At 43.0% G+C, this 24450-nt stretch carries 28 protein-coding genes; 14 read left to right on the top strand and 14 right to left on the bottom strand.

The window, feature by feature from the left end; all coding sequences use genetic code 11:
* The first annotated feature begins 101 nt into the window (after positions 1–101).
* Positions 102–1001, top strand: coding sequence for a CPBP family intramembrane glutamic endopeptidase (locus AC07VD_RS05130; RefSeq protein WP_024572853.1), 900 nt, complete (start codon positions 102–104; stop codon positions 999–1001).
* On the opposite strand, the gene AC07VD_RS05125 is transcribed toward AC07VD_RS05130, so the two are convergent.
* The 3 genes from AC07VD_RS05125 to AC07VD_RS05115 form a co-directional block, all read right to left on the bottom strand.
* On the bottom strand, positions 998–3067 hold the full coding sequence (locus AC07VD_RS05125; RefSeq protein WP_185184151.1) for a thioredoxin domain-containing protein: 2070 nt from the start codon (positions 3065–3067) through the stop codon (positions 998–1000). The genes AC07VD_RS05130 and AC07VD_RS05125 overlap by 4 nt on opposite strands.
* Positions 3068–3156: 89 nt before the next feature.
* A complete protein-coding gene (locus AC07VD_RS05120; protein WP_024571956.1) occupies positions 3157–4023 on the bottom strand; it encodes a DUF1259 domain-containing protein in 867 nt (288 codons plus the stop codon).
* A gap of 164 nt (positions 4024–4187) precedes the next feature.
* Positions 4188–4403 (bottom strand): DUF255 domain-containing protein, encoded by a 216-nt coding sequence (locus AC07VD_RS05115; protein ID WP_101169730.1) that lies wholly within the window; start codon positions 4401–4403, stop codon positions 4188–4190.
* A gap of 125 nt (positions 4404–4528) precedes the next feature.
* Between AC07VD_RS05115 and AC07VD_RS05110 the strand changes: the two genes are divergently transcribed.
* The gene (locus AC07VD_RS05110; protein ID WP_024573072.1) at positions 4529–4837 is read left to right on the top strand and encodes a hypothetical protein; all 309 of its coding nucleotides are present in this window, start codon (positions 4529–4531) and stop codon (positions 4835–4837) included.
* 149 nt (positions 4838–4986) lie between these two features.
* Here the strand turns inward: AC07VD_RS05110 and AC07VD_RS05105 are convergent, their stop codons facing one another.
* Together AC07VD_RS05105 and AC07VD_RS05100 are read right to left on the bottom strand one after the other, a co-directional pair.
* A complete protein-coding gene (locus tag AC07VD_RS05105) occupies positions 4987–5583 on the bottom strand; it encodes a YczE/YyaS/YitT family protein (protein ID WP_160832027.1) in 597 nt (198 codons plus the stop codon).
* Between the two features lies 1 nt (position 5584).
* Positions 5585–6025 (bottom strand): GNAT family N-acetyltransferase, encoded by a 441-nt coding sequence (locus AC07VD_RS05100; RefSeq protein ID WP_494721515.1) that lies wholly within the window; start codon positions 6023–6025, stop codon positions 5585–5587.
* 119 nt (positions 6026–6144) lie between these two features.
* On the opposite strand from AC07VD_RS05100, the gene AC07VD_RS05095 reads away from it, so the two are divergent.
* Together AC07VD_RS05095 and AC07VD_RS05090 are read left to right on the top strand one after the other, a co-directional pair.
* Positions 6145–6597: a MarR family transcriptional regulator gene (locus tag AC07VD_RS05095; RefSeq protein ID WP_217002687.1), complete on the top strand. Its 453-nt coding sequence runs from the start codon at positions 6145–6147 to the stop codon at positions 6595–6597.
* A 169-nt stretch (positions 6598–6766) separates the two neighbouring features.
* Positions 6767–7429, top strand: coding sequence for an MBL fold metallo-hydrolase (locus AC07VD_RS05090; protein ID WP_101169727.1), 663 nt, complete (start codon positions 6767–6769; stop codon positions 7427–7429).
* A 174-nt stretch (positions 7430–7603) separates the two neighbouring features.
* Here AC07VD_RS05090 and AC07VD_RS05085 read toward each other — a convergent pair whose 3' ends face one another.
* The 3 genes from AC07VD_RS05085 to AC07VD_RS05075 all read right to left on the bottom strand — a co-directional run bounded on the left by AC07VD_RS05085 (position 7604) and on the right by AC07VD_RS05075 (position 9501).
* Complete coding sequence (locus AC07VD_RS05085) at positions 7604–8083, bottom strand: DUF2798 domain-containing protein (RefSeq protein WP_212128738.1); 480 nt, start codon at positions 8081–8083, stop codon at positions 7604–7606.
* Positions 8084–8165: 82 nt separating this feature from the next.
* Entirely contained in the window at positions 8166–8609 is a 444-nt protein-coding gene (locus AC07VD_RS05080) for a GNAT family N-acetyltransferase (RefSeq protein WP_017695802.1), read from the bottom strand.
* A gap of 13 nt (positions 8610–8622) precedes the next feature.
* Positions 8623–9501 carry a LysR family transcriptional regulator gene (locus AC07VD_RS05075; RefSeq protein WP_038429957.1) on the bottom strand — a complete coding sequence of 293 codons (879 nt, stop codon included), beginning with the start codon at positions 9499–9501 and terminating at the stop codon, positions 8623–8625.
* A gap of 187 nt (positions 9502–9688) precedes the next feature.
* Here AC07VD_RS05075 and AC07VD_RS05070 point away from each other — a divergent pair, with 187 nt between their 5' ends.
* On the top strand, positions 9689–10903 hold the full coding sequence (locus AC07VD_RS05070) for an MFS transporter (RefSeq protein WP_124059552.1): 1215 nt from the start codon (positions 9689–9691) through the stop codon (positions 10901–10903).
* Between the two features lie 32 nt (positions 10904–10935).
* Here the strand turns inward: AC07VD_RS05070 and AC07VD_RS05065 are convergent, their stop codons facing one another.
* Complete coding sequence (locus tag AC07VD_RS05065; protein WP_015715065.1) at positions 10936–11775, bottom strand: pentapeptide repeat-containing protein; 840 nt, start codon at positions 11773–11775, stop codon at positions 10936–10938.
* Positions 11776–11920: 145 nt separating this feature from the next.
* On the opposite strand from AC07VD_RS05065, the gene AC07VD_RS05060 reads away from it, so the two are divergent.
* Together AC07VD_RS05060 and AC07VD_RS05055 are read left to right on the top strand one after the other, a co-directional pair.
* Positions 11921–12310, top strand: coding sequence for a YybH family protein (locus AC07VD_RS05060; protein WP_212128744.1), 390 nt, complete (start codon positions 11921–11923; stop codon positions 12308–12310).
* Between the two features lie 67 nt (positions 12311–12377).
* On the top strand, positions 12378–13166 hold the full coding sequence (locus AC07VD_RS05055) for a YybI family spore inner coat protein (RefSeq protein ID WP_124059548.1): 789 nt from the start codon (positions 12378–12380) through the stop codon (positions 13164–13166).
* Positions 13167–13203: 37 nt separating this feature from the next.
* Here the strand turns inward: AC07VD_RS05055 and AC07VD_RS05050 are convergent, their stop codons facing one another.
* Both AC07VD_RS05050 and AC07VD_RS05045 read right to left on the bottom strand, forming a co-directional pair.
* On the bottom strand, positions 13204–13941 hold the full coding sequence (locus AC07VD_RS05050; RefSeq protein WP_153255558.1) for a MerR family transcriptional regulator: 738 nt from the start codon (positions 13939–13941) through the stop codon (positions 13204–13206).
* A 160-nt stretch (positions 13942–14101) separates the two neighbouring features.
* Positions 14102–15412, bottom strand: coding sequence for an MFS transporter (locus AC07VD_RS05045; protein ID WP_014478548.1), 1311 nt, complete (start codon positions 15410–15412; stop codon positions 14102–14104).
* 100 nt (positions 15413–15512) lie between these two features.
* Between AC07VD_RS05045 and AC07VD_RS05040 the strand changes: the two genes are divergently transcribed.
* Both AC07VD_RS05040 and AC07VD_RS05035 read left to right on the top strand, forming a co-directional pair.
* Positions 15513–15833 carry a hypothetical protein gene (locus tag AC07VD_RS05040; RefSeq protein ID WP_142997456.1) on the top strand — a complete coding sequence of 107 codons (321 nt, stop codon included), beginning with the start codon at positions 15513–15515 and terminating at the stop codon, positions 15831–15833.
* Between the two features lie 11 nt (positions 15834–15844).
* Positions 15845–16291, top strand: a complete 447-nt coding sequence (locus tag AC07VD_RS05035) for a DUF6376 family protein (RefSeq protein ID WP_029878352.1) — start codon at positions 15845–15847, stop codon at positions 16289–16291.
* 32 nt (positions 16292–16323) lie between these two features.
* Here AC07VD_RS05035 and AC07VD_RS05030 read toward each other — a convergent pair whose 3' ends face one another.
* On the bottom strand, positions 16324–17253 hold the full coding sequence (locus AC07VD_RS05030; protein WP_348709186.1) for a manganese-dependent inorganic pyrophosphatase: 930 nt from the start codon (positions 17251–17253) through the stop codon (positions 16324–16326).
* Positions 17254–17458: 205 nt separating this feature from the next.
* Between AC07VD_RS05030 and hypR the strand changes: the two genes are divergently transcribed.
* The gene (hypR, locus tag AC07VD_RS05025) at positions 17459–17836 is read left to right on the top strand and encodes a transcriptional regulator HypR (protein ID WP_014478546.1); all 378 of its coding nucleotides are present in this window, start codon (positions 17459–17461) and stop codon (positions 17834–17836) included.
* 31 nt (positions 17837–17867) lie between these two features.
* Here hypR and cotF read toward each other — a convergent pair whose 3' ends face one another.
* Entirely contained in the window at positions 17868–18350 is a 483-nt protein-coding gene (cotF, locus tag AC07VD_RS05020) for a spore coat protein CotF (protein WP_003243364.1), read from the bottom strand.
* Between the two features lie 145 nt (positions 18351–18495).
* On the opposite strand from cotF, the gene AC07VD_RS05015 reads away from it, so the two are divergent.
* From AC07VD_RS05015 to rplI, 4 genes are all read left to right on the top strand, one after another.
* A complete protein-coding gene (locus tag AC07VD_RS05015; protein ID WP_003226909.1) occupies positions 18496–18645 on the top strand; it encodes a hypothetical protein in 150 nt (49 codons plus the stop codon).
* Positions 18646–18869: 224 nt separating this feature from the next.
* On the top strand, positions 18870–19799 hold the full coding sequence (locus tag AC07VD_RS05010) for a YybS family protein (protein WP_124059546.1): 930 nt from the start codon (positions 18870–18872) through the stop codon (positions 19797–19799).
* A gap of 36 nt (positions 19800–19835) precedes the next feature.
* Entirely contained in the window at positions 19836–21815 is a 1980-nt protein-coding gene (gene gdpP / locus AC07VD_RS05005; protein WP_494721516.1) for a cyclic-di-AMP phosphodiesterase GdpP, read from the top strand.
* The gene (gene rplI / locus AC07VD_RS05000; RefSeq protein WP_003226915.1) at positions 21812–22261 is read left to right on the top strand and encodes a 50S ribosomal protein L9; all 450 of its coding nucleotides are present in this window, start codon (positions 21812–21814) and stop codon (positions 22259–22261) included. The genes gdpP and rplI overlap by 4 nt, the downstream gene beginning before the upstream one ends.
* Before the next feature lie 37 nt (positions 22262–22298).
* On the opposite strand, the gene AC07VD_RS04995 is transcribed toward rplI, so the two are convergent.
* The gene (locus tag AC07VD_RS04995) at positions 22299–24356 is read right to left on the bottom strand and encodes a glycosyltransferase family 39 protein (RefSeq protein WP_217017358.1); all 2058 of its coding nucleotides are present in this window, start codon (positions 24354–24356) and stop codon (positions 22299–22301) included.
* Positions 24357–24450 lie beyond the last annotated feature (94 nt).

Below are 24450 nucleotides of genomic sequence, written 5' to 3'. Positions count from 1 at the left end.
ATTTTAATTTTGCTTAAAAGATTTCCAAAACAGTAGATTCATAGACCAATTTATGCAAATATATAGTAATATTCTCATTGAAAGGAAGAGACATAGAAGGAATGAATTCATTTATCCGTCCTATAGAAGGAAACAATACGTTGTGGAGATATTTTTTCGCTTTTTTGGTGATGGTAGGGTTATATGTATTCGGGAATATAGCTTACCTCTTCGCTATACTGTTCACGGTTATTGTGAATCCCAATATCACGTTTGATTTGGATGAAGCTGTGCTGAGTGATCCCCTCGTAGATCTTTATTTGTCCCATGTGATTTATTTATTCGCCATTCCGGGAGTTTGGCTGGCTGTACGCTTTATTTTGAAGCGGCCTTTCCGAACGGTGATAACACCAAATTCAAAGATGAATTGGCGGAGAATTTCCTTTGGCTTTATTGCTTATTTCTTGCTGATGATCGCCGTACAATTGATTGATTTTGTGATTCATCCAGACAATTATTCAATGCAAGCCTTTGATACATCACGATTTATCTGGCTGCTAGCGGCTGCCCTCATTTTGGTTCCGATTCAGACATCAGCTGAGGAACTGTTTTTCAGGGGATTTTTGCTTCAAGCTTTCGGGAGATTGACGAAAAATCCTCTATTTTTGACACTGATTGTTGGAGGATTGTTTGGCGTATTGCATTTTGCGAATCCAGAAATGAACAACGGCGCTGTCTGGGCAGGAATTGAGTATTTAACATTTGGGTTTGTGTGGACCTATTACACGATTAAAACTGGAAGCATCGAAATATCACTTGGCGCCCATGCCGCGAATAATATGTTTTTGTGTATGTTTATTACAGAAAAAAACAGTGTGTATGGAGGAATTCCTTCTCTCTTTACGGTTACGCGGGGGAACCCGATGTGGGAGGCTTTCTTTACGATAGCGGTCAACCTTGTGTTTGCGGGGATCGCTTTATGGTACCATAAGAAATCAAAAAGTAAGCAGCAAGGATCTTAATCCCTGCTGCTTATTAACGTGTGGATGGCTTCTTCGATATTCGTTGTCGGCTGCTGGCAGGCGAAGTTTTCACAAATATACACGGTTGTTTTGCCGTCTATGATGCGGTAGTCTGCTGCAAATGGCGCAATGTCTTTGCACTGATCAGGATGCTCTGCTACCAGAATGGAGTCGTTAGGCTTAAAGGCTTTTTGGAGCTCTGTTATGATTTGTTTTCTGGCTGGATCGTCTGCGTTGCCAAAAATAACGATTTCTTTCTTAGGCATCAGATGTCTTAACACACTTTGCATAAAGAAAGCATGGCCGCTCGGATACGCGTCGATGTCCAGCTTGAACACGGAAAACATCGTTTCTGCTTTTTCGATCAGTGATAAGTCGCCTGTAACTTGGCCGAGACGCAGCAGCTGCACGGCTGCCACACTGTTTCCTGAAGGCACAGCGCCGTCGTACACTTCTTTTTCCCGGACGATTAAGGCCTCAGCATCGTGTCCGGTGAAGTAGAATCCGCCATGCTCCTCATCCCAAAATAAGCTGATCATATCGTCTGTCAGTTTCTTCGCTTTTTGTAAAAAAGATAGATCAAACGAAGCTTCATAGAGATCCAGATAAGCCCATAGGAGAAAAGCGTAATCGTCGATAAAGCCTTTGTTTTTCACTTCACCATCACGATATCGGACCATCACACGGCCGTCGATGATTAATTTGTTTTCAATAAATGTGATGGCGTCTTTCGCTAGGCTGAGATATTTCGGCTCCTGGTATACCTTTGCCGCTTTCGCAAGACCCGCGATCATCAGCGCGTTCCATGAGGTGAGCACTTTATCATCGACATGCGGATAGGTTCTTTCCTCGCGTGTCTTCAAGAGCTGCTGTCTTGCGTCTTCGAGTTTGAGACTGAGCTCTTTTTCGGTTAACCCGGCATCGGCTTTGATTTGTTCCCACTTTGTGTGAATGAGGTTAGGAATATTTTTGCCTTCAAAGTTTCCTTCTTCAGTGATGTCATACACTTGGCAATACAGCGTTCCGAGATCGTCCCCGAGCGTTTTCAGAATTTCTTCCTTTGACCACACGTAGTACTTTCCTTCTTCTCCTTCTGTATCCGCGTCTAAAGCAGAGAAAAAGCTTCCGTCTTCATGAGTCATTTCCCTCTGAATGAACGTAATGATCTGCTCACAAATCTCTTTATAGCGGCTGTTTTGCGTGACCTGATAGGCTTCTGTATAAGCAGTCAGCAGCAGCGCATTGTCGTACAGCATTTTTTCAAAGTGGGGAACGAGCCACTCGTCATCGGTCGAATAGCGGGCGAACCCATAGCCGATATGATCGTAAATGCCGCCATTCGCCATGCTGTCCAGCGTTTTCGTCACGTTGTATAAAGCGTTATCCTGCCCCGTATTGTGATGATAACGAAGCAAATACATCAGCATATGGGGCATCGGAAATTTCGGTGCCTGCCCGAAACCGCCGTAGATCGTATCAAACCCGCTGGCAAGCTGCTGGAATGTCCGGGAAATCGCTGACTCGCTAAGGCCTTCGCCTGATTTGGCGGCTGTTTTGGTCTGCAAATGTTTAGCGGCGTTCTCCGCAATATCCTCGACATGCTCGCGGTCGTTCGCAAACGTCTCAGACAGATGCTCAAGCACATCAACAAAACCGGGACGATTGAATTTGCTCGTCTTTGGAAAATATGTACCCGCGTAAAACGGCTTTTGATCAGGCGTGATAAACACATTCAGCGGCCAGCCGCCCTGCCCGGTCATCAGCTGGCAGATTCTCATATAAACAGAATCCACATCCGGCCGCTCTTCCCGGTCGACTTTAATCGCCACAAACCGTTCATTGAGAAGACGCGCGATTTCTTCGTCTTCAAAGCTTTCGTGAGCCATAACGTGGCACCAATGGCAAGTCGAATAACCGATGCTGACAAGAACCGGCTTGTTTTCGCGTTTTGCTTTTTCAAATGCTTCTTCTCCCCACGGGAACCAGTCCACAGGGTTATGAGCATGTTGAAGTAAATAAGGAGACTTCTCAGCGATTAATCTATTGGGTTTATTGTTAGTGGGCATGGGATCACCTTCTTTCTTGAATCAATACTTTACCTTAGCATATGTAAAAGCGATTTTTTTAAATCGCTTTTTTTTTGCTCAAAATAATGTTAACCTCTAACTTCTTTATCAGTAAGAACTTTTAAAGCATCTCTTACTTTTAATGCGAAGTTGATAGGTTTATCAATTGATTCGAAATGAATATACATCAGTCTTGGTTTATCAAACAACCAGTGATTATGAAGTGACGTTACAATAAGATCATGTTCTCGAAGCACACTAATAAATGGATTGATTTCTTTTTGGAGAATCACGGTTTCACCACTACAAAGAGCACGGCCATCTTTTGTCATTGATTCAAATGAAAACATCTGAGGAATTAGTAAAAATGATCTTCCTGGTCTTCCTAGTACTTCTGGTTTTATATTCGTTCGTGATCTCATCACTGTACAAATTCCATTTTCAAAAGTATGCATGGTTCCACCTAGAATATCGTTGAATTCGTCACAAAGACCATGCTGTTTAATCATTTCACCATCAACTTTTGCTTCCGCACGGACTGTTCTCTTGATAAGAACTTTCATAGCCTCCCTGACTTTTCTTGCAAAGGTGAGAGGTTCGTCTATTGATTCAAAATGCATAAACATCAGACGTGGCTTATCAAACAGCCAATGATTATGAACGGCAGTTACAATAATACCAAATTCGCGTAACTCAGTCATAAACGGGTTCACTTCTTCTTGAAGTAAAACAGTCTCACCTAAACATAAAGCTCTGCCATTCCGATCCATGCTTTCAAATGAAAAGGCTTGAGGAATAAAAGGAAATGCTTCTGCTCTTCTTCCAAGTACTACTGGATGAATGTTGTTTCGAAATCTTGTAGCCGTACATACACCATTTACGACACTAGGTGTTGAATTGAGAATCCTTGCAAATTCCCTGCAAAGTTGAGATGGCTCCATGCCCATTTCTTCCACTTAATATCTCCTCCTGAATAAGTTGACTACTTACTTAAAGATATGTGGAGAAGGAAAAAATGTAACACGACATTTGTCCATATAAGGGGAATTAATCTTTTTAACAATGAAATTATGAATTACTCGATATCCACGTTACTTTTTTAGTCGGGAGTGGTAACTTTTTAAAAATAAAATATGTATTGCCACCAATGGCAAGTCGAATAACCGATGCTGACCAGAACCGGCTTGTTTTCGCGTTTTGCTTTTTCAAATGCTTCTTCTCCCCACGGGAACCAGTCCACAGGGTTGTGGGCGTGTTGGAGTAAATATGGAGACTTCTCAGCGATTAATCTATTGGGTTTACTTTTATTTGGCGTGGGATCACCTTCTTTATGTATAAAGTAAAGTTATTTTGTTAGCTTACCACAAAAAACAATATGTAAACTGGCACAAAAAATAATGAAACATTTGAATACTCAAGACGTAATTGATATATCTGTATTTCGGGAGGTAGATACTAAGAATGATTAAAAATATAATTGGAACGACGCTTATACTTATTAGTCTTGTGGTATTCGGAATCAATTGGTTATACTTTGAGCCAAGAGGGTTAGAAGGAATTCCAAACTGGATTGGATTTGTAGGTGCTTTATTTGGAAGTTTTATTAAATACTCTCATTCAAATCAGAAAAACACTAGTGAAAATATGAGTAATAGTAATGGAATAATAAGAAAAATCGGTAAGGCCATTGATAATTTTATCGATGCTATTTCAGGTGGCATTGATAATGAAGATAGAGATCAAAGAAAGAATGAAAAACCTAAAAAATAGGTGAACGAAAAAAGCTTAGCTATTTTTAAAAGTCAGTTGTTTTTTTGTATTTGGGTGAAGTTGTTGAGTGATTTCATATGTAAAACAGCAAGAAAAGAAGAGGTCTTTTAACCTCTTCTTTTTTTAAACATTGGTATTTAACAATCAATTTACATTTTCAAGGATAAGAAGCGTCTTTTAACTAAAGGCATAAAAACGTGAAGGAGCATTCCTCCTAAACAGACGGTTAATAGGGTTCCGATGCCGATAGGGCCTTTAAAGATAATGGCTAATACTAAGAAAAGAGCGTATACCAATGTTCTTGAAAACAAGATTGTTCTTTTGGAGAGATCTCGGATAATAAGTGTTAAATGATCGATGGGCGTTGATGCGAATTTCGTCTGAAGATAGATGGCTGTTCCAAGACCGATGAGCACCAAACCAATTCCGAAACAAATCAGTTTGCTTAACAACGCGTTTAGATAGAGGGTGTTTTTTACAACAAACAACCATAGGTCAATGCCAATTCCAGTAATGAATGCTGTAATCAAGCCCAGCAAAATAGGTTTTTTTCTCGTTAATATAGCGTTGCAGATTAAGAGGATCACAGAAATAAGGACCTCCCAGCTTCCTACGGTAAGTCCGACTTCTTTTGACAGACCCACCAAAAGGGCATCGAAGGGTGATGTGCCCAGTCCTGATTGTATGGTTAAGGAAATGCCCAAACTTAATATAAGTATTCCTAATCCGTAAAAAATATATTTCATGTTAAATCCGCGATATTTCTTTTGTCATCAGGACGTGAGGGATGCCGTCTTCCATAAATTCCTGTGAAGAAATCTGGTAGCCCAGTTTTTGATAAAAGCCTGCTGCTTGTGTTTGACCATGCAGCTTACATGCAGTCAGTCCTTTTTCTTTTATGATTTTTTCTAACCCGCTTACGATGACTTTTCCCAATCCATACTTACGGTAAGGTTTTAGGATGCAGATTCTTTCCAGCTTTGCTGTATGGTCAACGATGCGCACACGGCCCGTGCCGACAGGCTGATTCTCATGATATACCAAGACATGCTGGCATTGTTCCTGGAGCGTATCAAATTCATCGAACTCTTCGGATTCCGATACATGTTGCTCCTCAATGAAAACCGTTTTTCTAATATTTAAAGCTTCATGTAAATCAGCTTCAGTTGTTATTCTTTTTATATTCATTATGAATCAATCCTTTTCTGATATTAGTCTGGACTGTACAGCATGCATGTGGTCTTATAATAGTAAGGTTAAAACATTTTTGTTGTAATTGCAACAAAAATACGTGAGGGGTTTTAGGAATGAATGATATTTTGCGTGAGATCGGCATGATAGCAAGAGCGTTGGATTCCATAAGCAACATCGAATTTAAAGATTTGGACTTAACAAGAGGGCAGTATCTCTATCTCGTACGTATATACGAGAATCCGGGAATTATTCAAGAAAAATTGGCGGAAATGATAAAGGTGGACCGGACAACGGCCGCGCGGGCCATTAAGAAGCTGGAAATGCAGGGATTTATTCAAAAACTGCCAGATGAGCAAAATAAAAAAATAAAAAAACTGTTCCCGACTGAGAAAGGGAAAAAGGTATATCCATTGTTAAGAAGAGAAGGAGAACATTCCACGGAAGTGGCCTTGTCCGGTTTTACTTCAAAGGAAAAGGAAACAATTTCTGCACTCCTTCATAGAGTGAGGAAGAATATAGAACGTGATTGGGAATATGTGAAGAAGGGGAACAAAAGGGATTATTAATGGACAACGTTTACAAGTTGAGCTGATGCTGGCGAAAATCGGCGTCTCCTCTCAAGAATACCAGTCTGCTGGAGTGTGGGACCATTTTCAAGATAATCTGCCTTGAAAATAGGCCGTTCACTTCTGTTTTCTTTTGAACTATCAAAAATCTCCAAAGGGAGTGGTTTGCGTGAACTTGAGACAACTATCAGAACATGTCTATCAATGTGAATTTGAGCTTGATGTGCCTCTTCGTATTCCGGTTCATACCTGGTTTATCAAAGATGGTGATGATGTTTATATTGTTGATACGGGAATAGAGCGTTTTGCTGATGCTCAAATTAGGGCAGCGTTAGCGATCGGCAATCCAAAAGCCATTTTGCTTACCCATGGCCACAGTGATCATATCGGGGGTGCATCAAAATGGTTAGAGAGATTTGATATTCCGATTTTTGCGCACCAGAAAGAACTTATATATATCAATGGAGAAGCGCCTTATCCGAACAAAAATGAAGTGGAGAACACAGGGGTAGCCCATATTGTCCAGCCGCTGACGGAGCAAACGCTTGCTCACCTGCCTCTGAAATACTATTTAACACCTGGCCATTCTCCTGGGCATGTCGTGTATTATCATAAAATCGATCGTACGTTATTAACGGGCGACCTTTTTATCACAAGTAAGGGGGATTTACACCCACCTATAAGAAGATTCAGTGTTGATATAAATGAGAACATCGATAGCGGCTCAATCATAGATCAAATCAAACCAACGCTCATTTGCTCTTCACATGGCGAAGAAATACTTTATAACGAAGAATTGTATAAAAACTATGTGGTAAGGTATAGGGATTAATGGAAGTGAAAAACATAAGCTGAAAATTCTTCAGCATGGTGCAGCTCTCGATCCGATTTACTCACACCCAAAAAGAAAAAATGGCAGCTGCCTGCCGCAGAGGCTTTTGCGTAGCTTGTTTTACATTCGATTCATGAGCAAAAGGAGTGAGTGTCAGGCTCACTCCTATTCTATTTAAATTGCGGCTGTGAGCTTTGGTTTTACAAATTTCATGAAAATCCCTCTGACTAATGGGCCCATAATCAGTAATTGCAATGGATAGGCCAGGATGAAATTTTTCAACACAATCATAAGATAAGCACTGAAGAGGCCGTCCCCGTTCAGCCCATTTGCTAGAACCGCTGTCACTAAACCGAACACAGACATACAAAGTACCATGCCAATCACCATACAAGTTGACATGGCAAGGATGACATAAATTTTTTTAGTCTTGTCGAACGGCATGCGGAATGCAATCTTCTTGGCGAGGGGGCCCACTAACAGTAAATCTAACAGGAGGGCGACCATAAAACCGATGACCATTTCAAAAACGGTCATCAGTGAAAAATCCTGAATGGCTCCGTTGATGATGGCATTGTAAATCGACATGACGCAGACCATTCCAAAGCACATCATCACGCCAAATATAAGGCCTTCTTTTTTATTTGCTGGCATACAATCATTCCTTCTCTTCATAATCGGTGATTAGTATACCAATGAACTGTTCATGCTCATAAGTGACAAATTTGTGAACAATCTATAGCGCAGAATCGTCTTGTTTTGTCATCAGCACATGCGGAATGCCGTCCAGCATAAATTCTTCTGATGCAGTCTGATAGCCGAGCTTTTCATAAAAGCCTGCCGCCTGTGTCTGGCCGTGCAGTTTGAAGGCAGAAATGCCTTGTTCTTTCACAATACGTTCTAATGCACCGACGATCACTTTTCCCAAACCGAATTTGCGGTAAGGCTTCAGAATGCAGATTCGTTCCAGTTTCCCCGTGTGGCCAACGATACGGACACGTGCAGTGCCAACAGGTACATTCTGATGATAAGCCAGGATGTGCTGGCAATCACCGTGGAGTGTATCAAACTCATCGAATTCATCCGAAATGGGACAGCCTTGTTCCTCTACAAATACTGCCTTTCTGATTTCAAAAGCTGTATGTAAATCCTGTTCTGACGTGATTTTTTTGACATTCATGTTTGAATCCTCCCTACTCAGAAAAATGGCTGATCACATATTGTTTAAAGGTCTCAGCAACCGGTGATAAAAACCTGCCTTTTATCCAGGCAATTCCTATGACACGCTGACATTCCGGCCAGCTGACGCGGATTTTGGTGATTTTGCTTTGGTCTAAGCCTTTCAGGTCTGGGAGAATAGATATGCCCAGTCCGGCTGCCACAAAACCTGCGGCAGTAGCTGCTTCTTCTCCTTCAAACATAATGTTCGGCTGTATATCAGCCTTCTCAAACAGCTCATCGACCGTCATCCGAAGCGCATAGCCCTTTTTCAATAAAATAAAACGCTCCCCGGCAATCTCATTCAGGGTAATGCTTTCGCGACTGGCTAATGGGTGATCATTTGGCACAAATACAAAGAGTTCTTCACTCCACAGCTTGATCCATTGGATCGGATTTTCAGGCTTAATCGAAGCGAGGAGACAGAGGTCCAGATCCCCGGATTTTAATCGTTCAAGCAGCCAATAAGAGTGGTTTTGCTTCAGCTGGAAGGAAATGTTGGAGTATTCCTGCTGAAAGGAGCCGATGAGATCGGGCACGAGCGTGGTGCCTAATGTATGTAAAAAACCGAGAGAGACTACGCCTTGGTCTGGCTTTAATAAGGCTTGGATTTCTTCTTTTCCTTCGGTGTACTCCTTCATCATCGCCTGAACCCGCCGCAAAAAAATGTGTCCGTATTGATTTAAGCTAATGGATCGTCCTTGCCTGTCAAATAGCGGCACACCCAAATGATTTTCCAGCCTGGCGATAGAGCGTGAAAGCGCAGGCTGTGTGATGGAGAGGCTTTTTGCGGCTTTCGTGACGTGCTGCATTCGGGCCAGTGTTTGAAAATATTCAAGTTGTTCCCATTCCAATTATCATCCCTCCTTTATTACATATAAGCATGAAAATGATATTTTATATGCATTATACAACATATATCAACGGTGCTAAGATAGTAATATAAACAGACTCGAGGATGTTTGAATTCGGAAGAAATAAAGGATGATTGTTTATGAATGGCAGTGCTCCACAACATGATGAGGGACCGATAAAGTCCCGATGACATACATTCAAAAAGGCACACCGGTTTTTCGAAAAATTACGTTTGCTTTCTTTGCTGCGGGTTTCAATACATTTGCGATTCTATATTGCGTACAGCCGCTCATGGAGGAATTCACGCGGGAATTTCATGTAACGCCTACTGCGGCGAGTCTTTCTTTATCTGTTACCACAATGCTGTTAGCTGTGAGCATGCTTGTCTTTGGTTCATTATCCGAGGTGTGGGGGCGCAAGCCGATTATGGGTATTTCCATGCTGGCCGCATCGGTTCTCTGTCTGGCATCGGCCTTTAGTCCGAACTTTCATACGCTGCTCGTATTGAGAACCATTCAAGGCGTTGCGCTCGCAGGCCTTCCGTCGATTGCGATGGCTTATCTCGGGGAAGAAATTGAACCCGGAAGTCTTGGGTCGGCGATGGGGCTGTATATCAGCGGAAATGCAATCGGCGCCGTTTTCGGAAGGATCGTTTCCGGGCTCCTGAGCGAGTACTTGAATTGGCATATGGCGATGGGATCAATTGGTGTCATTAGTTTGATTGCTAGTGTTATATTTTTTATAAATTTGCCGCCATCCAGGCATTTTACGCCAAGAAAATTGAAGCTCGGGAAATTGGGAATGTCTCTGATCGGCCACTTGAGGGACCGTAAACTATTCAGCTTGTTTCTCATTGGTTTTTTGCTGCTTGGAAGCAATGTTGCCTTGTTTAATTACATTGTGTATGTGCTGTTGGGCCCGCCGTATTCGCTTAATAAAGCATTTTCCAGCTGGATCTTTATTGTGATGATTGTAGGCATTTTCAGCTCGTCTTTCATTGGAAGAATGGTTGATCGGTATGGCTATCCGAAAATATTGGTGATGAATATTTTCATCGTCATTGCAGGTGCGTTATTTACGATAAACAATATGCTGGCAGTGAAAATTCTGGGGATTGCCCTCTTTACATTCGGTTTTTTCGGAGGGCATTCAGTTGCCAGCAGCTGGGTGGGCAGGAGAGCCCTTCACAACAAAGCACAGGCTTCATCGCTGTATTTGTTCTTTTATTACGCCGGTTCAAGTGTTTTCGGAACAATCGGAGGGCTATTCTGGTCTGGTTTTCACTGGCTGGGCGTTGTCGGTATGATCACCTTCATGCTGCTGGTTGCGTTATGGCTGTCGGGATACTTGGCAAGAAGTGCGAAAGTGCCGGATAAAAGGAACGAAAAAGGATTGAATTGATCAGTAAAAAAGGACCGTTAGCGGGTCCTTTTTTATTTCCAATGGGCAGGGATTCGTAAAGACAGCGGCAGCTTTGTGTTCGAATCGCCGTTGGCGGCGTTCACCTGTGCCTGTGTCAGAAAGATGCTCCCGGTCAGGTCGGCGCCGCTGAGATCAGCGTCTCTCATATCTGCACCGATAAAGTCTGTCATTCTCAAATCGGCATTTCTCAGATCGGCGGCTATGAGCAGCGCCCCTCTTAGATTTGCTCCTCGCAGATCAAGCCCTTTCAGTTTCGCGCCGATCAGGACACTTCCCCGGCTGACCTTTTTCGGGAGTTTTGGATGGCGGGCTTGGGCTCGCACCAGTTCACTTGTTTTTAACAGCCATTCATTGACCTCAGCTCGATGCTCGTCCACCTGCAGTGTCAGCAAGCGTTCTTTGCTGAGTCTGGTGAGCCTTTCTATTTTTTCGAAAGTGGTTCTCAGTTCAGCATGAATCGGCTTGGCTATATCTATAGAAAGAGCTTCATGTAAATACCAGAGCATTTCGTGCAGCTGCTGCATGATAGGAAAAACATCAAACATCTGGTTGGCCGTTTCGGGGCTGTTTCGCCAATCCTTTCCCTCATAAGTGATTTGGGATACTTTTTGGCCGGCGCCAAAGCATTCATATGCAGAGCAGCCTCGAAATCCTTTTTCTCTGAGATCTTTATGTATAGAACATTGATAGTTTGATTGTAAGTTGCGGCAAGGCGTGCCCCCGTCTTTATCAAAAGCAAAATCTGCCGACTTCGCATAAGGCAAGGCGACACAGCACAGGCCAAAACAGTGCTGGCAATCCGCACTTAAATCATGATGTATATTGTCATGTAACGTTACTTCCGCAGACAATAATGTTCACCCCTTCACTTGGGTACTTTGTTAAATATATCTATTTGATTATATAGGAAAAAAGGATACTTTTCATTTTGTTTTCACGGTTTCAGTGATCTAGCGATGTATAATATATCCAATCATGATGATTGGGGGAATTCATTTGGAACAGCAATTGAAAGACATCATCTCTGCGTGTGATTTGGCAATCCAAAATGAAGATTTTGATACACTGATGAATTATTATTCGGAAGATGCCGTTTTAGTTGTGAAGCCGGGCATGATCGCGCGAGGCAAGGAAGAAATCAAAAAAGCGTTTATCACGATTGCGAACTATTTCAATCATCATATTGTCCCGACACAAGGGAAAATGATCCTGTTGGAAGCAGGTGACACGGTACTCGTTCTTTCTCAGACACTGCTTGATTCGGATAAAAAGGACTCCGAGTATGCGATGGAAAGAAGGGCGACCTATGTATTTAAGAAGAATGCGCAAGGCAAGTGGCTTTGTGTAATCGATAACTCATATGGTACGGATTTAATTGGTGTGTAAGATATGTCTTTGATGTGCCATTCCTGCATATAATGATTCATTCAGCTGATTAGGGAAGGTGACACAATTGAATGTGTATGACATCAGAATGGCTCCTTATTGGTTTTATGAAAGCAGAGGACTTGTTCAACATCCATACGTATTTCGGCAGCCTGTCTCCTCACGTGCAATCATTGCATCTACTCACGGCGATGTAACGGGAGACGGCGTTATTGACGAGGTCTTTCTAACTGGAAATCAAATGCCCGGCAGCCCGTTATGGAGAGATATCACATTGGTGATCCGTGATGGCAGAACCCATCAGGAGCAGCAGATTCAGCTTCAAAACAATATGGGATACAATCCGTCACTTTTTCTGGGGGATATGACAGGCGACAAGATTGAGGATGTGGCAGTGGTAATGGATACAGGGGGAAGCGGCGGTGCTATTTATGCATATGTGTTTGCCTATCTAAACAGGCAGTTCCGGCGAATTTTCAATTCAGATGTATTGAATGATGAATTAAAGTACAGTGTGAGGTATCAAAATCAATATAAAGCGAGCGTCATCAGTCATCAGCAAAACGAAACGTATATCCTCGACCTTACTTACAAGGGCAGGGAATATTTGAATGAGATTTATAACAGCCAAGGTGTGTTAAAAATGCCGATAGAAGGATGGGTGAATCCTTTATCGGGCTTGTATCCGGTTGATTTTGACAGAGACGGCGTATACGAATTATTGGCGTACCAGCGGATAGCGGGAAGGTATAACGCCGACTCATTGGGATATGTTCAAACCGTATTGAAATGGAACGGACGGCGTTTTGCCGTTGACCGGCAGAATGTTTCGATTGTTGGCGGTGCTGTCTCGTAATCCTGATGGCTGTCACCCTATAAAGGGTGACAAAACACTACAGGTGTTCTGCAACGACAACCAAATAATAAGATAAACCGGTTTGCTGCTCTTCTAACATTCCTCTATGGAAATCATCTTGCATAAAAAAACGTGTTTGTTTTACGTAGTCTTCTTTACTTGTCGGATGCCCGTTCTGATTTAGGAACTTAAGATGATTCATGACATGCTCTTGCACGGAAGGGTCATGATACGTTACACCATTTCTTAAAAAATCAGCCATCCTATCAAGAAAATGTTTAGCCTCTATTGCCATTTTGTTCATTTCATCGACATTGATTGTATGTGTATCCAATTCAAAATCGTAACGCTCTTTTAAATACCCATTTTGTTCTGCTAAAGATTGTTTCCATTCTTCAGCGCTTTCAAATCCTTTAAACATTACCTTATGATCCATGTTTTCACCTTTTCTCGTGTATTCTAAAGATGTGTTGACTGTTTGAATGAGACGCTGATACTTTTCAATTTTCTTTTCAAACAGCTTTTTTTGTTTTTCTAATGTACTTGTTCTTTTAGCATCCTCATTTAGTAATGTTTTAATTTCTGACAAAGGAATATCTAATTCTTTGTAAAAAAGGATTTCCTGCAGTCTTTTTAGTTCTTCAGCACCATAGTACCGATATCCGGCTTCGCTTATTTCCTTTGGGGCCAGCAAGCCGATTTTGTGGTAATGATAAAGCGTTTTGATTGTGACATTCGCAATATTGGATAGTTCTTTTACTGTTAATTTCACCATCTGACTCCTCCTTTCTTCTTTCACTATGAGGCCTTACCTTTGGTTGGAGTCAAGGATAAAATGGTGGTGTTTTCGTCCGAGAACAGCCCAGTGAATGTTGGGAGAAAGAAAATAACACCTGGCGGATTCAAAGAAAAGAGTGCTTTTCAGCAAGCACTCTTCATTCCAGTTTAATTCGTTTTACATCCCCTAATACAAACACATAAAAAACCAATCCCAGCAACAGCACAAAACCAGCTACCAGAAAGCTGAGGGTAAAGGAGCCTGTCACATCAAACAAATACCCTGTCAGTGACGCAGCAATAATGCCTCCGAACAGGTTGTTTGCGAGATTCACCATGGAGCTCAGCATGGATACGGAACCGATCGGCGCGAGTTCTGCGGAGATGGACCAGCCGACCGGAGCGGTCGCTGAAATTCCGGCGAGTCCGATGGAAATGCAAATAATGGCTACGGTAATATTGTTCGTCAGAATGGAGCCTAAAAAGAAAAAGCCAAAGCTCATTCCGACTATGATTACGGTTCGGTACACCTTGGTGTTAGGATAGCCTTTCTTAATAAAATAATCGACGAGCCAGCCGCCGACGGCAATTCCGGAAATGGTTGAGATCAGCCACGGCACTGCCGTAAATAAACCGGACGACATGAGATCCATACCGTATGTATGTTTAAAGAAAGTCGGAAGCCAGGTGAGCAGCAGGTTGAATGTATACCCGTACCCTGTAAATCCGATCATTAAGCCCCATACTTTCCGATTGGTGAAAAGCTTTTTTAAAAGCGGGCCCGTTTTGTAAGGGATTTGCTCTGTTGTAATGGCATTGTGTTTTTGAATATAGTTTAGTTCACTTTTAGAAATGCGTTTGTGCCGTTCAGGCTGTTCATAATACTGCCAGAAAAAGATCGTAAACAGCACATTGATGCATCCAATCGTCAAAAAAGCGACACGCCAGTCAAATGTTGTGACAAGAAACGCGACCAATGGCGCGCCGATCACGTTTGAAAATTTGGCGGCCGAATCGAACAATGAGTTTGCCAATCCCCGCTCACTTGGAGGAAACCAGAGAGCGGTTGCCTTAGAGGCAGCAGGGAACGCAGAGGCGCTCGTCAGCCCAATGAGAAACCGGAACAGATACAACAGCAATTTTCCTTGCAAAAAAGCAAGAAGGATCGTTAAAAAGCTCCATATTGTCATTCCAACCCTCGTGACCCATGCGACCCCAAAACGGTCCAGCAAACTTCCGACAGGCAGCTGCATCAGTGTATAGGAATAGGTGTAAATGGAAAACACGATGCCGAGTTCAGTTGCAGTAAGGTGAAACGAATCTTGTATCGCAGGGGCCGCTACCGAGATGGCCACTCGGTCAAAATAATTAAGAATAATAATGCCGCTAAGTAACGAAGATATGTACCATCTGGTATGCCCAGGCCGTTTCACGCGCTCTTGACTCATGATGAAAACCTCCTCTGTCATAGCATGATCTCCTGATGGAAAAACCATTCAAATTTTAAATACCACAGCGCGCTTTTATATAAACGGCTGGAATTTGACTGGAACAGATCGGTGCTTTAGAATGAAAGTAATAAAAATGAACACTCCAAAGGGGAGTAGCTTTCACAGTAAAGTCGTCATTACGGGACAAGGTGTCCTCGGCTTTGCTGGCAATCTCATTGTTAGCGAGACCTTTGCCAAATCTGATTTGGTGAAGGTCTTTTTGTTTCAGGAACTTCACCAAATTGGTGGAGTTTTTTCATTTTTATCAAAAAGGGAGAGGAGCATCATAATGTCTAAGCTGAAAAAGTGGCTGAAGCGTGAATTGGTGAGGAAAGGGCTGCCGTTAGCGAAAGAGAAATTGATTCCGATCTTAAAAGAAAAAATGAAAAAGAAACGATGAGGGGGCTGAAGATGAAGATCATTTTGACAGTACTTGCCGGAGTGGGACTTTTGAGTGCAGGCGGATGCGGCATGCTTGATCAGGTGAACGACGGATTGAACTATACGAGTGAAGCAGCGGGGTATGTGGAGAAGGTGAAGACATTTGCAGAGGAAGCGCCTGAATTGGCTGAGAAAGCTGTAAATGACACCGAGGCGAAAGAAAAACTTGAAGCGCAGCTTGAGTCGATTCAGAAGGATGCCGCTGATTTTAATGAATTAACGCCGCCTGATGCCGCAGCGGAGATTCATCAAACCATTCAGGAGCATAACGAAACCTTGCAGAAAAGCGCTGAAGAGGTGTTGAAACAAGCCGAGGAAGGCAAGGTATCGCTTAAAGAATTGGAGCAGTCAGACCTGGTCCAAAACGCAAAGCAAATTACTGATGTGATGGGACAAATTGAGAAGCTGGGTGAATAAGAAAAAGCATCCCGATGCGGGATGCTTTTTGCTTATTCAGCCATTGCGTCTGTTAAGACAGGAACGACTTGTTTTTTACGGGAAACAACGCCTTTTAAGAGGGCTGTGTTGTTTTCTAAAGTAACGTTGAACGCTTTTTCCACTTTCGCTGCTTCGTTACCGATTGCAAGAGCAAGTGAATCATTTTCTAAGATATCTGTGATAACGAGAAGGAACAGATCAAGATTCTTCTCAGCCACAACTTTTGAGATCACAGCTTCTAATTCAGCTTGGCGTTTTTTCACATCTTCAATGTCCACTGTGTTTATTTGTGCGATTTCGACTTTCTTGCTGCCGAGTGTAAATTCTTTCGCATCAAGAGAAATGAGCTCTTCCACTGTTTTTTTGCTTAGATCAGCGCCTGCTTTCAGCATGTTCAAGCCGTATTCTTCAGCATCTACGCCAGCGATCTCCGCAAGCTCTTTTGCTGCCGCTACGTCTTGGTCTGTGCAAGTTGGAGATTTAAATAACAGGGAATCAGAAATGATCGCAGACAGCATAAGGCCGGCAATTTCTTTCTCGATTTTCACGTTATTCTCTTTGTACATTTTGTTTAAGATGGTAGCCGTACAGCCTACAGGCTCAGCACGATAGTAAAGCGGCTCAGCTGTTTCAAAGTTAGCGATGCGGTGATGGTCGATAACCTCTAAAACCTGAACCTCTTCAATGTCTTTGATGCTTTGCTGGCGTTCGTTATGGTCAACCAGGATAACGCCGTTTACTTCGTTTGCAGCTGTTTCAACAAGACGCGGGCTTTCTTGTTTGAAATAGTCAAGCGCGTATTGTGTTTCGCCGTTGACTTGTCCGAGACGGACAGGCTCAGCATTGTAGCCGAGTTTGTTTTTCAAATCAGCATAAGCGATCGCAGAACAAATCGTATCTGTGTCTGGGTTTTGGTGTCCGAAAATAAGTATCTTTTCCATGATAGCTCCTATCCTTTTTTTAAGTAGTGTAATCTTTATATAGTTTAACACGTCTGGCTGCAGGTGTAATCATGCAAACCCTTAAAAATTGATGTGAATAAGAAGCATTTTCTTTGAGCTAAGGAGAAAAGGTGTGTAAAATACTGGGTAGCTTAGTTGCAAAATGTAATGTAGTATCAAAAAAGGTACTATTGGAGGGTCAAGAATGAGTGGAAAAAAGAATATATACCCGAACAAAGAAGGCTGTCCAGTTGAATTTACTCTAGATGTCATTGGCGGAAAGTGGAAAGGAATTCTTTTTTATCACATGATAGATGGCAAGAAACGATTTAATGAGTTTCGGCGAATCTGCCCGAGTATTACTCAAAGAATGCTTACTCTTCAGCTGAGGGAGCTGGAAGCGGACGGCATCGTGCATCGTGAGGTTTATCAACAGGTGCCGCCCAAGGTTGAGTACTCTCTGACGGAATTCGGACGAACGCTTGAACCGATTGTTTTGCAAATGAAAGAATGGGGAGAATCCAACAGAGACGTGCTGGAATCTTATCGTTCGAACGGCTTACTGAAGGATCAGCAGAAATAGCAGCAAAGGGAAAACTCCTTTGCTGCTTGTTTTATTTCATTGAAATGGCTCTGTTGGCGTTTCTGACATCGTTTTTCAACAGTTCAGAAAGGTTGTAAGACGGATAATATCCATGCTGATACATGTATCGATAAACTTGGGCGTGCAGCTGGATGGCAGCATTCAGCTGTTTGACCAGTACGTTTCTTAATTGAGGTGTTGCTGTTTCTGTAATTGCGATGGCATAGCTGCGGACAGATGTTTTGGCAAAACCGAGCAGATCACCGCTGTAAAATGGGTTATCTGCGCGTTCTTCTTCCTCATCCTCTCTGTGCGGAGCCTGTGGAAAGAACGGAAGAAGCTCTCTCAAATTTTGCTCAACGCCCTGAATAGACACGTTATAAAGCTGTCTGAGCTGAGGGTCCTTTACTTCTCTTATCATTTTCTTCAGTTTAATGAGTCCGTTTGATTGAAAAGCAACCAGCTCGTGCATTTCTAATGTTTCATGCCAAGCCAATGTTCTGCGTTCATCCATGTGAAAATTCTCCTTTATCGATCAGATTCCATATCAGCATATGCCCAACGCTCAATGTTGTTCATGATGTTTTGAAGTTTTTAAAAAGGGAAATTCACCTTATATAGGATACGGGTTGAGAACATGCACAAAGAGGTGAAACACAATGTGGGACATGATAAAGAACTTTTTCTTGTTTAGCAGCGGCGTTCTGCAAGCAACAACCCTTTTACTGGTGATCTTAATTTTTATGTATGTCAGAAAAACGAAAAAGAAAAACAAGGAATCTTCTGGCTTTATGGATGATAAACATTAATTGTGATGGGCATTCTTTTCAAAGAATGTCTTTTCATTTTTCATGTTTCACATGAAACATTAGCGTCATTTTACTTGCGATTTGGACTTATGTTAAAATATAAAAGTAAAATTTAGAGATGATATAAAAACATTCGGTGCAAAGTATGTTGCAGCGATGAAAAAGAGCAGTCGTTTATGCTGCTCTTTTCTATTCGTATGTTCAGGATGATACGAGGTGACTAAGTGAAACAAACGAGAGCTTTAATGGAAGGTGCTATTTTAATCAGTCTGTTTGCGATCATCACGCTTCTGGTCGTTTATGTTCCTGTGATTGGAACAATTCTGTTATTTGCACTGCCGCTGCCAATGATCTTGTATACGATCAGACATGGATTGAAGCTAGGGATATGGATGGGCGCTGTCAGTCTTCCGGTTGTTTTTATTGTCGGGTCCTTTAACGGGCTTATTGTAGCTTTTATGTCAGCTTGCGCCGGCATTGCCATGGGACATTTTTTCAAAAGGAAAGAGCCCGGGCACGCCATTATTTCGGGCGCTCTTATTTATATGCTTAGTATTGTCTTCTATTATGTGATAAGCATTCAGTTTTTGGGTATCAATATCATTGATGAGGCGATGACACAATACCGGCAATCTCTTGATATGGTAGAAACTGTAGCGAAGCAGTCGGGCAATGCTGGACAGTTTGAGAAGCAATTAAAACTGATGGAAGAACAATTGGGTATCGTTCAATATCTTTTTCCAACAGCTATTGTGATGGTAGGAGTTATTTTTTCTTTCCTCAGTTACCTTATCGCTAAGCCGCTCTTAAGGCGATTCTCCCCCGATATTCCTAATCTAAAGCCTTTTAGAGAGTTGAAGTTTCCGCAAAGTGTTGTAGTACTGTATTTGATTATTGTCATGCTTTCATTTTTGCCTTTAGAAAAAGGCCAAATGCTGTACTCTATCGCTTTAAATGGGGAGTTTATACTCGGGTTTCTGATTTTCATCCAAGGTTTATCATTTATCTTTTTCTATTGCCATAAGAAACAATATCCAAAGGCTGCGGCTGTGATTGCTGTCATACTTGGGTTTGTGCATCCGGTCTTCATGGCAGCCATTCGCATTTTAGGCGTTTTAGATATGGGCTTTCATATAAGGAATAAGGTGAAGTGAACATGAGTTTTACTCACATGGTGGGGAGTGATAGAAATGCCAAGCTTTTATGAAAAACCGCTGTTTCGGTATCCCATCTATGCATTGATTGCTCTGTCAATTATTACAATCCTCATCAGCTTTTATTTTAACTGGATATTAGGAACCGTTGAAGTGCTGCTGCTGGCAGTTATTTTGTTTTTTATTAAGCGTGCTGATTCTCTTATTCGACAAGAGATTGATGCTTATATTTCTACGTTGTCCTACAGGTTGAAAAAAGTCGGTGAAGAGGCATTGATGGAAATGCCGATTGGAATCATGCTTTTTAATGACCAATATTATATAGAATGGGCAAATCCGTTTCTTTCCTCTTGCTTTAATGAAAGCACTTTAGTGGGGAGATCACTTTACGATACTTGTGAATCGGTAGTGCCGCTTATCAAACAAGAGGTGGAATCGGAAACGGTTACATTGAATGACCGCAAGTTTAGGGTTGTCATCAAACGGGATGAGCGTCTCTTATATTTCTTTGATGTAACAGAACAAATTCAGATTGAAAAGCTATATGAAAACGAAAGAACCGTCCTGGCATATATTTTCCTTGATAACTATGATGATGTGACACAAGGATTGGATGACCAGACGAGAAGCACGATGAACAGCCAGGTGACATCTTTGCTGAACGCTTGGGCGCAGGAGTACGGGATCTTCTTGAAAAGGACGTCTTCAGAGCGCTTTATCGCTGTACTTAATGAACACATCTTAACTGAACTCGAAAATTCGAAGTTTTCGATTCTTGATGAAGTGCGGGAAAAAACCTCGTTTGACGGTGTAGCGCTGACGTTAAGCGTCGGTGTCGGGGCTTCAGTCTCTTCCCTGAAAGAACTTGGCGATTTGGCGCAATCCAGCTTGGACTTAGCACTGGGACGCGGCGGAGACCAGGTAGCCATTAAGCTGCCAAACGGCAAGGTGAAGTTTTACGGCGGTAAAACAAACCCAATGGAGAAACGAACAAGGGTGCGGGCCCGCGTGATTTCTCACGCCTTAAAGGAAATCGTCACCGAAAGCAGCAATGTGATTATCATGGGGCATAAATTCCCCGACATGGATTCTATCGGCGCAGCGATCGGGATTTTAAAGGTGGCTCAGGCAAATAACAAAGATGGCTTTATCGTGATTGACCCAAACCAAATCGGATCAAGTGTGCAGCGTTTGATTGGGGAAATCAAAAAATATGAAGAACTGTGGTCAAGATTTATTACGCCTGAAGAAGCAATGGAGATTTCCAATGATGACACACTGCTTGTGATCGTTGATACACATAAGCCGTCACTCGTCATGGAGGAACGGCTGGTCAATAAAATTGAACATATCGTGGTCATCGACCATCACCGAAGAGGTGAGGAGTTTATCAGAGATCCGCTGCTTGTTTATATGGAACCATACGCTTCTTCCACAGCGGAATTGGTGACAGAGCTGCTTGGATATCAGCCGAAGCGTTTAAAAATCAATATGATTGAAGCAACAGCCCTATTAGCTGGTATAATAGTGGATACAAAGAGCTTTTCTCTCCGCACGGGCTCGCGGACTTTTGATGCGGCTTCTTATTTAAGGGCAAAAGGAGCCGACACGGTGCTGGTGCAGAAGTTCCTGAAAGAAACCGTTGATTCCTATATTAAACGGGCGAAGCTGATCCAGCATACGGTCCTCTATAAAGATAACATTGCGATTGCTTCTCTTCCTGAAAATGAAGAGGAATACTTCGATCAAGTGCTGATTGCGCAGGCTGCCGATTCGCTGCTGTCGATGAGTGAGGTTGAGGCTTCATTTGCGGTGGCGAGACGGGATGAACAAACGGTTTGTATCAGTGCGCGGTCGCTTGGCGAGGTAAATGTTCAGATCATCATGGAGGCCCTGGAAGGCGGAGGGCATTTAACAAATGCGGCGACTCAGTTGTCCGGCATTTCAGTTTCTGAAGCGCTGGAACGGCTGAAGCACGCCATAGATGAGTATTTTGAGGGAGGCGTACAGAGATGAAGGTTATTTTCTTACAAGATGTAAAAGGAAAAGGAAAAAAAGGCGAAGTCAAAAACGTAGCAGACGGTTATGCGCATAACTTTCTAATTAAAAAAGGCCTCGCGGTTGAAGCGAACGCTTCAAACATCAGCGCGCTAAACGGACAAAAGCAGAAAGAGAAAAAAGAAGCCATTGCTGAGCTTGAGCAGGCTAAGAGCTTGAAAGAGACATTAGAAAAACTGACTGTTGAGCTTAGCGCAAAATCAGGTGAGGGCGGCCGTTTATTTGGTTCAGTGACAAGCAAGCAAATTACTGAACAGCTCCAAAAAGACCATAACATTAAAGTAGATAAGCGGAAGCTTGAACTGCCGGACGGCATTCGTGCATTAGGATATACGAACGTGCCTGTGAAGCTGCATCCTGAAGTGCAGGCTGTGTTAAAGGTACATGTAAAAGAAGAAGCTTAATAGAAAAGAGGCTTGGATTCATCCAAGCCTCTTTTTTTTATTCCATGAGATAAAGAGTTTGCTGGCTTTCTCCGCCAGGTCCTCCTCGCATTCCCTGCACGCTGTTCGTGCTGCTGGAGGAACCGCTGTACTCGTCAGATGTTATTTCTTTTCCGTTTTTCTTAATCCAGGAAACAAGTTCGCTGTTGCCTGAGTTGTTTTCTGACAGAAGGAAGTATTTCACTTTGCCTTCTTTGATCAGTTTTTTCAGTTCCGACACAGTCAGAATGGGATCCGTGCCGTTAAATCCGCCCATTGCCATAACAGATTCATTTTCGTAAATGATGTATGGCGCAGCTGTTACGGTTGTCAAAGTAGCAAATAAGTATTCTTCGCCGGTATTGTGTTTTCTCAGATAGGACAGGAGCCCGCTGTCGACCTCTGAAGAGAACATGTTCCCGCCGTTTGCTGAGCCTTTGAGCTGCGGGCCGGATTCAGGAAGGACGCTGTTGCCACCGTATAGAAGCGGCGTTGCTGACCAGTAAACTGGTGTGAGAAGCAGAACGCACAAGCTATTGATGGTCAGCTGCTTACTGAACGGATGGCTGCGTTTAAGCATCAGAAGTGCAAGGGTGATGCCCAGTCCTAAGAGCCCCAGGACATACATCCATACACTGCCGATTTGGCTTGTATAAGCACTCAGAATATACACCTGGAACGCGGCTGTGATCAGAACGGCTGCCGGCAGAAGATAGCTGGACCAGTCTTGATTATTTTTGTATAAGCGGTGCATCGAATACCATCCGATACCAGAAAGGGCGGCAATCGGCGGTGCCAGCATAATCAAATAATACTGGTGGAAGAATCCTGCGATGCTGAAGAAACCAGCCACGGGAACAAGCCAAGCCGCCCAGAATAGCGTTTCTTTCATTTCAGCAGCATGTCCGCGGCGATCACGGTACCAGCTGACGATTGCGCCCAGTAATCCGATCAATGAGAATGGAAGCATCCAGCTGATTTGGCCGGAAAGTGCTGATTGGAAGAGACGAAGCGGTCCAGGATCACCGGTGCCGAACATATTCACGCTTTTTCCGCCTCCACCGCCAGGCCCTCCATTTCCAGGTCCGTTGCCACCTGTGGGAGGTGTGCCTCCGCCTCCATTGAGAGCGCCGGTTTGTCCGTTAGGCGGCTGGGGCGCCTGTGAATGGTTTCCGAATGATTGATTTCCGTTCTGAGAAAAAGATGAACCGTTGCTATTTGGCGCTTGCATGTTGTCTTGATTCTGCATCTTCCCTCCGCCAGCAGCATTCATATCACCCTTTGCCAGGCCCGTAGTTTGCCCAAGCAGACGCTCTGTGCCGTTGTAGCCAAAGGCCAGTTCTAGCACTGAGTTGGTCTGGCTGCTTCCTACATAAGGCCGGCTTGAGGAAGAGGCTGAATCCACTGCAATCGCCCATGAGAGTGAAAGGCCTGTCAGAAGGACAAGAGACAGAAGCAGGGACCCGATTTTTTTCTTCAGAGAAACCCGGGATGCAACCAGGTAGAATAACACAAATGCAGGCAATACCATAAACGCTTGCATCATCTTCATATTAAAGGCGAGCCCAATTAGGGCAAATGCCGTCAGCAGCCAAACCAGCTTGCCTTGTTTTACTGCCCGAAGCAGGCAAGCTGAACCGAGCAATAAGGTAAAGACAAGCATGCTGTCAATATTGTTTGTCCGGCTGACAGCTACTGCGATAGGGGTCAGTGCCATGACAAGTGCGGCAATGCGGGCCGCTCCAACTCCAAAAGTCGGCTTGATCATTCTGTAGAGAAGGAAGACAGATCCAACTCCGGCAAGAGCCTGGGGAATGATGACACTCCACGTGTGAACACCGAAAATCAGTGCGAAAATCGTTTGAATCCATAACACGACAGGAGGCTTATCTACTGTCACAAATCCAGAAGGGTCAAATGACGCATAAAAGAAGTTATGGAAGCTTTGCGTCATGCTTTTTACAGCCGCCAAATAGTACTGGTTTGCTGTATCATCCTGCCAAATGTGATACGTATTCAAAAAAGCTGCTGCCAGCAAAATAAGAATAAGGGCTGCGTCGAATCGTTTGGTTTTCATCGTTTTTCACCTCTTTATGGTGTCTCATTGTAAAAAACAAATATGAAAAACTTATGAATAAACCATAAATATTCAAAGAAAAAAGCGGAGATAT

This window comes from Bacillus sp. GW821-FHT01G09, from assembly GCF_059422205.1.
Note: the sequence above shows the minus strand (reverse complement) of the source record. Positions and strands in the feature narration are given on the sequence as shown.

Coding starts and splice junctions, on each gene's coding strand:
- AC07VD_RS05130 (WP_024572853.1), top strand. CDS start 102: ATGAATTCATTTATCCGTCCTATAGAAGGAAACAATACGTTGTGGAGA.
- AC07VD_RS05125 (WP_185184151.1), bottom strand. CDS start 3,067: ATGCCCACTAACAATAAACCCAATAGATTAATCGCTGAGAAGTCTCCT.
- AC07VD_RS05110 (WP_024573072.1), top strand. CDS start 4,529: ATGATTAAAAATATAATTGGAACGACGCTTATACTTATTAGTCTTGTG.
- AC07VD_RS05105 (WP_160832027.1), bottom strand. CDS start 5,583: ATGAAATATATTTTTTACGGATTAGGAATACTTATATTAAGTTTGGGC.
- AC07VD_RS05100 (WP_494721515.1), bottom strand. CDS start 6,025: ATGAATATAAAAAGAATAACAACTGAAGCTGATTTACATGAAGCTTTA.
- AC07VD_RS05095 (WP_217002687.1), top strand. CDS start 6,145: ATGAATGATATTTTGCGTGAGATCGGCATGATAGCAAGAGCGTTGGAT.
- AC07VD_RS05085 (WP_212128738.1), bottom strand. CDS start 8,083: ATGCCAGCAAATAAAAAAGAAGGCCTTATATTTGGCGTGATGATGTGC.
- AC07VD_RS05080 (WP_017695802.1), bottom strand. CDS start 8,609: ATGAATGTCAAAAAAATCACGTCAGAACAGGATTTACATACAGCTTTT.
- AC07VD_RS05070 (WP_124059552.1), top strand. CDS start 9,689: ATGACATACATTCAAAAAGGCACACCGGTTTTTCGAAAAATTACGTTT.
- AC07VD_RS05050 (WP_153255558.1), bottom strand. CDS start 13,941: ATGGTGAAATTAACAGTAAAAGAACTATCCAATATTGCGAATGTCACA.
- AC07VD_RS05045 (WP_014478548.1), bottom strand. CDS start 15,412: ATGACAGAGGAGGTTTTCATCATGAGTCAAGAGCGCGTGAAACGGCCT.
- AC07VD_RS05040 (WP_142997456.1), top strand. CDS start 15,513: ATGAAAGTAATAAAAATGAACACTCCAAAGGGGAGTAGCTTTCACAGT.
- AC07VD_RS05035 (WP_029878352.1), top strand. CDS start 15,845: ATGAAGATCATTTTGACAGTACTTGCCGGAGTGGGACTTTTGAGTGCA.
- AC07VD_RS05030 (WP_348709186.1), bottom strand. CDS start 17,253: ATGGAAAAGATACTTATTTTCGGACACCAAAACCCAGACACAGATACG.
- hypR (WP_014478546.1), top strand. CDS start 17,459: ATGAGTGGAAAAAAGAATATATACCCGAACAAAGAAGGCTGTCCAGTT.
- cotF (WP_003243364.1), bottom strand. CDS start 18,350: ATGGATGAACGCAGAACATTGGCTTGGCATGAAACATTAGAAATGCAC.
- AC07VD_RS05015 (WP_003226909.1), top strand. CDS start 18,496: ATGTGGGACATGATAAAGAACTTTTTCTTGTTTAGCAGCGGCGTTCTG.
- gdpP (WP_494721516.1), top strand. CDS start 19,836: ATGCCAAGCTTTTATGAAAAACCGCTGTTTCGGTATCCCATCTATGCA.
- rplI (WP_003226915.1), top strand. CDS start 21,812: ATGAAGGTTATTTTCTTACAAGATGTAAAAGGAAAAGGAAAAAAAGGC.
- AC07VD_RS04995 (WP_217017358.1), bottom strand. CDS start 24,356: ATGAAAACCAAACGATTCGACGCAGCCCTTATTCTTATTTTGCTGGCA.